Source organism: Klebsiella sp. Ech2A, assembly GCF_030078455.1.
Lineage (GTDB): Bacteria > Pseudomonadota > Gammaproteobacteria > Enterobacterales > Enterobacteriaceae > Klebsiella > Klebsiella terrigena.
In genome coordinates this window covers 21,814-29,998 of sequence record NZ_JAQGFU010000042.1, presented here as the reverse complement: position 1 = coordinate 29,998, position 8,185 = coordinate 21,814, and the positions used below count along the sequence as shown (strand labels likewise).

Annotated in this window: 9 protein-coding genes; 3 read left to right on the top strand and 6 right to left on the bottom strand. The window is 59.0% G+C overall.

The annotated features are described in order from the left end of the window. The 3 genes from PFH44_RS10795 to PFH44_RS10785 form a co-directional block, all read right to left on the bottom strand. Positions 1–637: radical SAM protein (locus tag PFH44_RS10795; protein ID WP_283825000.1), on the bottom strand; the 637-nt coding region annotated here is incomplete at its 3' end. A 20-nt stretch (positions 638–657) separates the two neighbouring features. Beyond that, positions 658–1,482: a heme/hemin ABC transporter substrate-binding protein gene (locus PFH44_RS10790; RefSeq protein ID WP_283825001.1), complete on the bottom strand. Its 825-nt coding sequence runs from the start codon at positions 1,480–1,482 to the stop codon at positions 658–660. A 2-nt stretch (positions 1,483–1,484) separates the two neighbouring features. Beyond that, complete coding sequence (locus tag PFH44_RS10785; protein WP_283824999.1) at positions 1,485–3,617, bottom strand: TonB-dependent receptor plug domain-containing protein; 2,133 nt, start codon at positions 3,615–3,617, stop codon at positions 1,485–1,487. A gap of 288 nt (positions 3,618–3,905) precedes the next feature. Between PFH44_RS10785 and cueR the strand changes: the two genes are divergently transcribed. Next, complete coding sequence (cueR, locus tag PFH44_RS10780; RefSeq protein WP_283824998.1) at positions 3,906–4,316, top strand: Cu(I)-responsive transcriptional regulator; 411 nt, start codon at positions 3,906–3,908, stop codon at positions 4,314–4,316. Here cueR and PFH44_RS10775 read toward each other — a convergent pair. Continuing rightward, on the bottom strand, positions 4,313–4,777 hold the full coding sequence (locus PFH44_RS10775) for an NfeD family protein (protein WP_133596498.1): 465 nt from the start codon (positions 4,775–4,777) through the stop codon (positions 4,313–4,315). The two genes, cueR and PFH44_RS10775, sit on opposite strands and share 4 nt — an antisense overlap. Next, entirely contained in the window at positions 4,774–5,691 is a 918-nt protein-coding gene (locus tag PFH44_RS10770) for an SPFH domain-containing protein (protein WP_045854276.1), read from the bottom strand. The genes PFH44_RS10775 and PFH44_RS10770 overlap by 4 nt, the downstream gene beginning before the upstream one ends. 137 nt (positions 5,692–5,828) lie before the next feature. On the opposite strand from PFH44_RS10770, the gene fetA reads away from it, so the two are divergent. Further along, positions 5,829–6,506 carry an iron efflux ABC transporter ATP-binding subunit FetA gene (fetA, locus tag PFH44_RS10765; RefSeq protein ID WP_045854277.1) on the top strand — a complete coding sequence of 226 codons (678 nt, stop codon included), beginning with the start codon at positions 5,829–5,831 and terminating at the stop codon, positions 6,504–6,506. Then, positions 6,493–7,275: an iron efflux ABC transporter permease subunit FetB gene (gene fetB / locus PFH44_RS10760; RefSeq protein WP_045854278.1), complete on the top strand. Its 783-nt coding sequence runs from the start codon at positions 6,493–6,495 to the stop codon at positions 7,273–7,275. Before fetA ends, fetB begins: the two co-directional genes overlap by 14 nt. A gap of 53 nt (positions 7,276–7,328) precedes the next feature. On the opposite strand, the gene PFH44_RS10755 is transcribed toward fetB, so the two are convergent. Further along, positions 7,329–8,183: a thioredoxin family protein gene (locus PFH44_RS10755; protein ID WP_041144384.1), complete on the bottom strand. Its 855-nt coding sequence runs from the start codon at positions 8,181–8,183 to the stop codon at positions 7,329–7,331. Between the last annotated feature and the right edge of the window lie 2 nt (positions 8,184–8,185).

Genomic DNA, 8,185 nt, shown 5'->3' with positions numbered 1-8,185 from the left:
CCACGGCCGCGCGATCCCGCCGCACCAGCCTCTGCATAAAGGCGGCGGCGGTGGGGCCGTCGGAGGTGCGGGCCATTTTCTTGCGCACCCTGCTGTTGAAGGACTGAATGCCGATGGAGAAGCGATTGGCGCCGGCGTCAAGGCAGGCGTCGATGCGGTTGTCATCGAAGTTAAGCACCCGTCCTTCGATGGTGATTTCGCAGTCCGGCGCGAGGGGCAGCTTTTCCCGCAGCGCGGTGATAATTCTCGCCAGGTCCTGCGCCGCCAGCGCGGAGGGCGTGCCGCCGCCGAAGTAAACCGCGTGGATCGGCGCCGACTGGTGCAGGACGCTATCGGCCTCCATTTCTATTTCGCGCAGCAGGGCGTCGGTATAGCGGGCGCAGTGGTCATCCTCATAGCGGTTCTGATAAAAGCCGCAAAAAGTGCAGTGGGTGGCGCAAAAGGGAATGTGCAGGTACAGCAGCCTTTTACGCGGCGGCGCGCTGCGGCTGATGACCTCCTGCCAGGTCTGCGCCAGCTGCTCTTTTGCCACCGGGATCGCGCCGCGCCACGGCATGGTGGCCCGACGATCTTTAAAGGGCTGGCTTCCCTCCAGCGCGAAGTGCGCGGAGAGATCGAGGGCGTTGTTAGTCTTCATAGCGTCAACATCACATCCAGTTATTGGGGCCAAAACTGCTGGTGCAGGGATTCAACCGCGTCGGCCACCCGCGGGCCCATTCCGAGGATCAGCGCCTGATCGATGGTGACAATGCGCTGATTTTTCCATGCGGGGGTGTGGGCTATCCCGGCGACGGCGCGCAGCCGGTTAATATCGCCGTCGACCATTTGCGAGGTCACGACAATGACCTCCGGGTTTGCCGCAATCAGCGATTCCGCGCTGTAGCTTTTATACTGCTCGTGCGAAGCCACGTTCCGCGCGCCCGCGAGGGTCAGAATGGCGTCGGCAACGCTGCCCTTACCGGCCACCTGCGGCGCGCTGCCGCCCGCGGAGAGAATAAACATCGCCCTGAGCGGCGCCTTTTGCGCCGCCGCGCTGCGCTGAACGCGCGCCAGGCGCTGCTCAATCTGGCCTACCAGCGCATCTCCTCGCTCGGGAACCTGCAGCGTCTTCGCCAACTGGCGAACGTTGGCGTACATCTGTTCAACCGTGGCCGGCACGCGCGGCAGGGTCACGACGCTTACTTTCTGCGTCCGCAGCTGGTCCAGAACGATCTGCGGCCCGGCATCCCGCCAGGTGATAAAAACGTCCGGCCTGAGGGATAAAATGCCTTCGCTGCTGAGCTGCTTCCAGTAGCCGATATGCGGCAGCCCGGCCGTTTCCGGCGGCCAGGAGGTGGTTTCATCGACGCCGACAACCTGATTTCCGGCGCCAAGCGCGTAGACCAGCTCGCTCAGCGAGCCGCCGGCCACGACGATACGTTCGCTGGCGCAGGCTGCGCCGGCGGCACAAAGCGCCAGCAGGGCGAACAAGAGTTTTTTCATCATCAGAAGTTCCACGCAAAACCGACCGCTGCGTTAAATCCGGCCGCCGGAATGGTTTCATGGGCGGTTTGATAGCGCTTGTTGGTCAGGTTGTTGAGCGCCAGGTTGACCTGATACTGCTCCTGCGGGCCAAACTCGGTATTGAACGCGAGGTTAAGCGTTGCCCAGCCCGGATAGCGAATCTCCCTGCTGCCGGTTTTATCGTCGGCGCTGGAGGCGGCGCGCACGAAGAGATCGGAGGTGACGTTGGCGCTGTTCAGCAGCAGCGTATGCTTCAGGCCCGCTCTTCCCGTCAGGGCGGGTTCGCCGGTATCCCAGGTTTTAACTGTCTCGCCTTCATACTGCCGGCGGATAAGGTTGCCGCTCAGATAGGGCGAAACGGCCCAGCCGTTGTACTCCGCCGTTAGCTCCATCCCCCAGGTTTTGGCGCGATCGATATTGTCGTAATAGAAATATTCGCCGCGGGAAGAGGTGCTGTTGCCGCTGCATATCGCCTGACCCGAGCAGGGGAGGCTGGCGATATAGTCTTTGGCTTCGGAGTAGTAAATCGCCCCGTCAACCAGCCACATATTGCCTTTGTAACGGGCGCCCAGCTCGTAGTTGTTGGAGTGTTCCGCCTTCAGGCCGGTATTGCCATAGGTGACGCCGCCGCCGGCCGAGGTCTGCATAAACAGCTGGGTCAGCGTCGGGAAGACGTAGCCCTGGGCGTATGCCGCGCGCAGCTCAATATCTTTAAAGCCGGAATAGCGCAGGCTGGTTGAGGTCACCAGCTTATCGTCATGGGCCGACTCGCCGCCCGTAGACTGGCTGACCGCGCCGCTCTGGCTGTCGCTGCGGGTAAGTTTGGAGGAGAGCCAGTACTGGCGCGCGCCAACGGTCCAGGTCCAGTCATCGGCGAAGCGCCAGTCGTTTTGCGCAAACACCGAGGCGTTGCTTTGCTCCGCCTCAATATGCGACAGCGTGAGGGTCTGGATATCGAAGGCGCCGGTGGCCGCCGTCTGCCGCGTGCTGCTGCGGGTATCCTGCTTCACCTTGTCATGCTGATACTGGGTGCCGATAACCAGCTCGTTGTTCGCCGGCAGGGAGAAGTTGCCCTGCAGCGTGACGCCCTGGGTATATTGCTTATCGTTGGTGTTGGTCTGGTTGCTGACCGTCAGCGCCTGGATAATCGGGCTGGGGATCGGCTGGGTGGTCTTAATCCGGTTTTCAAATTCCCGCTCGATGGTCTGGCTGTAGGCGTCGAAGTGGATTTTTTTCAGGTAATCGCCGCCGGCGTCGAAGTCATAGAACGCGCCGATTTTTTCGCGTTCCAGCTTGGGGATACGGACGCTGAAGTCTTCGTATTGGCCCTCGGGATCGTCAAACCAGGTTTGCGTGGAGGTTTTGTAGCGGTCGAGCGACAGGCCGAATTTATGCCGGTCGAGATTGTAGCCAAGCCAGACGCCCTGGCTGTTGTTGCGAAAGTTGGTGTTCTGCAATCTGCCGTCCGGCGTATCGCGGTTGCCCTGATCGGAGTAGCTGCCGTTGATGCGATAGTCGAACTGGCCGATGCTGCCCCAGGCCGCAGCGGACTCGTCCCAGCCCGCGGTCGCCGAGTTATAAACGGCCTTCACCGTCCCGGCGAGGGGCTTATCCCCGCCTTTTTTGGTGATAAAGTTGACTATGCCCCCGATGGCCTGCGAGCCGTAAAGCACCGAGTAGGGGCCTTTTACCACTTCGATCCGCTCCAGCGCCGACTCATCAATCAGCAGCCCGACGCCGTAGTTTTGCCCGGCGCGCTGGTAGCTGACCACCTGGCCGTCAATCAAGATCAGCACCCGCGACGAGGCCTCGCCGCGGATGCGGATTTGCTTACGCCCGGCCAGGGAGTTGTCGGTCACCTCAACGCCGGGAATATCCTGCAGATCGTCGGCGATAGAGACGCTAGTTGAGTTGTTGAGCGTTTGCCGGTCGATAACCTGAACGGTCGCCGGGCTGTCCCAGAGGCTTGATTCTGTACGATTGGCCGTGACGATCAGCGTCTCGTCGCCGGCCGTTTTGGCTGTGCTGGTCGGGGTTGCCGCAGAAACGTTGGCGGCAACAAACAGCGACAGGCTGGAGAGTAACATGCTCCCCCGATTTGTCCTTTTCACCATTAAAGTAACCTTTATTATAATGATAACTACTATCATTCGCATTTATATTGGTTTATGGAGGACACGTCCAGACGTTAAGGGGTAAATGGAATGCACCTTTGATATGGGTCAATTTCTACCGGTGCGTAAATAGTTTTTTGCGAGACTTATCACGTTATGAAAAAACCGCCGGCGCGCTTAACCTGATAAAAGATATGGCTTATATTTTTTTCCCCGCACGCAGGGTTGGTTATTGTGCGAATGGTCCTACAATAGGGGCTGTGCGAGAAGCAATGAGGTGCAGAGGCGATGAATATCAGCGATGTGGCAAAAAAAACCGGCTTAACCAGTAAAGCGATCCGCTTCTACGAAGAGAAGGGGCTGGTGACGCCGCCGCTGCGCAGTGAAAACGGCTACCGCAGCTACAGCCAGCGGCATCTGGACGAGCTGACCCTGCTGCGCCAGGCGCGGCAGGTTGGTTTTAATCTGGAGGAGTGCCGCGAGCTGGTGGGCCTGTTTAACGATCCGTCGCGGCATAGCGCCGACGTCAAGCGCAGAACGCTGGATAAAGTCGCTGATATTGAGCGCCACATCAGCGAGCTGCAGAGCATGCGCAGCCACCTGCTGGCGCTGGCGGAGTCCTGTCCCGGCGATGACGGCGCGGACTGCCCGATTATCGACAATCTCTCCGGCTGCTGCCATCGCAAGGTGCAGAGCTAGCGGTGGGGAGGGGCGAGCCTGATCCGCAGCGTGATGCCCTCAACGGCCAGCACCTCGACCTTACTGCCCGCCGGGAGGTCCTCGTCGGCGATCACCGGCCATGAGCTATCGCCAACGCGCACGTGGCCGCGGCCGTTAACCAGCGCCGTCTCCAGCGAGAAGATGCGGCCGATCAGCTGATTCCCGCGCTGGTTAAGCCGGGCGTCGGCCGGTTTCTGCCGCTTCACCTGGCCGCGCAGCCAGCGCGACCAGAGCCAGGCCGCCAGCAGGGTCAGCGCGGCAAACAGCGTGCCCTGCCACTCCCAGCCCAGCGGCAGCAGCCAGGTCAGGGCGCCGGTGATCACCCCGGCAACCCCGCTCCACAGCAGATAGCCGTTACCGCCGAGCATCTCTGCCGCCAGCAGCAGCCCGCCGAGGCTGAGCCAGAAGAGATGCGGATGGACCAGTATCATCGCAATCATAGTTTTTTCCGTTCGCCGGCGCCTTCTTTAAGCAGTTCGCTAATCCCGGCGATAGAGCCCATCAGGCTGGTCGCATCGAGCGGCATCAGCACAACTTTGCTGTTATTTGATGCGCCAATCTGCTGCAGCGCGTCGGTATATTTCTGCGCAACGAAGTAGTTAATCGCCTGAATATCCCCGGAGGCAATAGCGGAAGAGACCATTTGGGTGGCGCGAGCCTCCGCTTCCGCCGAACGTTCACGCGCTTCTGCCTGCAGGAACGCCGACTGGCGTTCGCCTTCGGCTTTGAGGATTTGCGACTGCTTTTCGCCTTCGGCTTTGAGGATTTCCGCCTGACGTATCCCTTCGGCCTCCAGAATATAGGCGCGCTTGGTACGCTCGGCCTTCATCTGGGCGTTCATCGAGGCGATAAGCTCCGCCGGCGGGCGCACGTCGCGAATTTCCACGCGGGTGATTTTGATCCCCCACGGGTTGGTGGCCTCATCGACGATATGCAGCAGGCGGGTGTTGATGCTGTCGCGCTGGGAGAGCATTTCGTCGAGCTCCATTGAGCCGAGCACGGTACGAATGTTGGTCATCGTCAGGTTGATAATCGCCAGCTCGAGGTTGCTGACCTCATAGGCCGCTTTCGGCGCGTCAATAACCTGAATAAAGCACACCGCATCGATGGTGACGTTGGCGTTATCGCGCGAAATAACCTCCTGCGAGGGGATATCCAGCACCTGCTCCATCATATTAATTTTCCGCCCGATGCGGTCCATAAACGGCACCACCAGGCTCAGGCCCGGCTGGAGGGTCATGGTATAGCGGCCAAAGCGCTCGACGGTCCACTGGTAGCCCTGCGGGACAATTTTCACTCCGGCAATCACGATAACCAGGGCGACGAAAATGAGAACGGGGATAAAAATTAGCATCAAAAAACCTCCTGTTTAATTGCCTGCCAGGCGTCAGCAAAATGACGCATGTTTAAATCGAGTATATCTTTCTCCTCATCCTGGCGAAAGAAAAGTGGAGTAAACTAGTCGGGTTTTGGGAAATATATGGAACGATAATGAAGGAAAATAACGCTATCTTGCGTCTTGACGGCGTAGGCTTTCAGATCGATAAGTCGGTCATTTTGCATAATATTAATCTCGAGCTGGGCGCCGGGGAATTTAAGCTCATTACCGGGCCCTCCGGCTGCGGTAAAAGTACGCTGCTAAAAATTATCGCCTCGCTGCTCAGCCCGACCAGCGGGCAGATTTTTTATTCCGGTAAGGATATCACTACGCTGTCGCCGGAAACCTACCGCCAGCAGGTCTCATACTGCGCGCAAACCCCGGCGCTGTTCGGTGATTCGGTTTATGACAATCTCATCTTCCCGTGGCAAATTCGCAACCAGCAGCCGGACCCGCAGGCGCTAATTGCCGATTTACGCCGCTTCGGGCTGGCGGAAAATACGCTGGGAAAATCGATCAACGAACTCTCCGGCGGAGAAAAGCAGCGCGTTTCGCTGATCCGCAATTTACAGTTTTTGCCGCAGGTGCTGCTGCTCGATGAAATTACCAGCGCCCTGGATGAGAGCAATAAGCGCAACGTCAACGATATTATTCATCGCTATACGACGGAAAAGAATATTGCTGTGCTGTGGGTGACGCATGACCGGAATGAAATCGACCACGCTGATGAAGTGATTACGCTGCAGCCGGCGAGCGCAGAGGGACAGGAGGTCATCAATGAACGGGCATAATATCACTAACGAATCGCTGGCCCTGTCGATGGTGCTGGTGCTGGTGGCCATCGTGGTGAGCTATCGTGAAAAGCTGGCGCTGGAGAAAGATATCGTCTGGAGCATTTGCCGGGCGGTGGCGCAGCTGATTATCGTCGGCTACGTGCTGAAATATATCTTCAACGTCAATCACGCCCTGCTGACGCTGCTTATGGTGCTGTTTATCTGTTTTAACGCCGCGTGGAATGCGCAAAAGCGCAGTAAATATATCGATAAGGCCTTCCTCTCATCGTTTATCGCCATTACCACCGGCGCGGGGCTTACCCTGGCGGTGCTGGTCTTCTCAGGGTCGATCTCTTTCGTGCCGATGCAGGTGATCCCGATCGCCGGCATGATCGCCGGCAACGCGATGGTGGCGGTGGGGCTGTGCTACAACAATATGGGCCAGCGCTTCAGCAGCGAGCAGCAGCAGATTCAGGAGAAGCTGAGCCTCGGCGCGACGCCGAAAATGGCCTCTGCCGGATTGATTCGCGACAGCATTCGCGCCGCGCTTATTCCGACCATTGATTCGGCGAAAACGGTGGGGCTGGTGAGCCTGCCGGGGATGATGTCGGGGCTGATTTTTGCCGGGATAGATCCGGTGAAAGCGATTAAGTATCAGATAATGGTCACGTTTATGCTGCTATCGACCGCCAGCTTATCAACCATCATCGCCGGCTATCTGACCTACCGGAAATTCTTTAACCCGCGCCACCAGCTGGTGGTGACGCAGCTGAAAAAGAGCGACTAGCCGCGTTCCCCGGTCGGCGCAGCGCCGCCGGGGAGGTTTTTGTGGCGTAACGATCAGTACAGCAGGGAGTAGAGCTGACGGCGATATTTCGCGGCCAGCGCATCGCCGGTGCCGAGGGCGGCAAGAATTTCCTGCAGCATCTTGCGCACCTGGCCGTCGCCGGCGTCTAAATCTTTCTGCAGATGGCTGAACAGCAGCGCCAGCGCCTCTTCGTTGCGGCCAACCTGATGCAGCTGCAGGGCCAGCTGGGCCGCCAGCGCAGCGTCCTGCGGGTTTTGCTCAACTTGCTGCTGGAGCAGCTGGATTTCCGGGGTATCGGCCGCCTGCTTGAGCAGCTCAATCTGCGCCACCAGCCCCTGGAAACGGGTATCCTGATCCTGCAGCGGAACGGTTTTCAGCACCGCTTCGGCCTCGTCGGAGCGCTGCAGGGCGATCAGGGTTTCCGCCAGCAGCAGGCCAATCTGGCTATCCTGCGCGGAGAGCTGCCACGCCTCTTTCAGCAGCGGCAGGGCTTCGGCGTACTTCTCTTCCTGCATCAGCGCCAGCGCCTGCTGGGCCTTTAGCTCTTCTTCGCGCGGCAGCACTTTATCAAGCAGCGCGCGCACGGCGGACTCAGGCTGCGGGCCTTCAAAGCCGTCCACCGGCTGACCGTTCTGGAACAGATAAACCGTTGGGATCGAGCGCAGGCCGAACTGTGAAGCCAGCATCTGCTCGGCATCGCAGTCCACCTTCGCCAGGATAAACTGACCGTTGTACTGCGCCGCCAGGCTTTCCAGAACCGGCGTCAGCTGCTCGCAGTGCTGGCTGCGCGCGGACCAGAAATAAAACAGCACCGGCGCGGTAACGGATTGTTCCAGCGTCTGGTGCAGGTTAGCTTCGGTAATGTTGATAATATTCTGTACTGACATAA

Bases quoted from the DNA above. Each gene is read 5' to 3' on its own strand.
- PFH44_RS10790 (WP_283825001.1), bottom strand. From the start codon at position 1,482: ATGAAAAAACTCTTGTTCGCCCTGCTGGCGCTTTGTGCCGCCGGCGCA.
- PFH44_RS10785 (WP_283824999.1), bottom strand. From the start codon at position 3,617: ATGGTGAAAAGGACAAATCGGGGGAGCATGTTACTCTCCAGCCTGTCG.
- cueR (WP_283824998.1), top strand. From the start codon at position 3,906: ATGAATATCAGCGATGTGGCAAAAAAAACCGGCTTAACCAGTAAAGCG.
- PFH44_RS10775 (WP_133596498.1), bottom strand. From the start codon at position 4,777: ATGATTGCGATGATACTGGTCCATCCGCATCTCTTCTGGCTCAGCCTC.
- PFH44_RS10770 (WP_045854276.1), bottom strand. From the start codon at position 5,691: ATGCTAATTTTTATCCCCGTTCTCATTTTCGTCGCCCTGGTTATCGTG.
- fetA (WP_045854277.1), top strand. From the start codon at position 5,829: ATGAAGGAAAATAACGCTATCTTGCGTCTTGACGGCGTAGGCTTTCAG.
- fetB (WP_045854278.1), top strand. From the start codon at position 6,493: ATGAACGGGCATAATATCACTAACGAATCGCTGGCCCTGTCGATGGTG.
- PFH44_RS10755 (WP_041144384.1), bottom strand. From the start codon at position 8,183: ATGTCAGTACAGAATATTATCAACATTACCGAAGCTAACCTGCACCAG.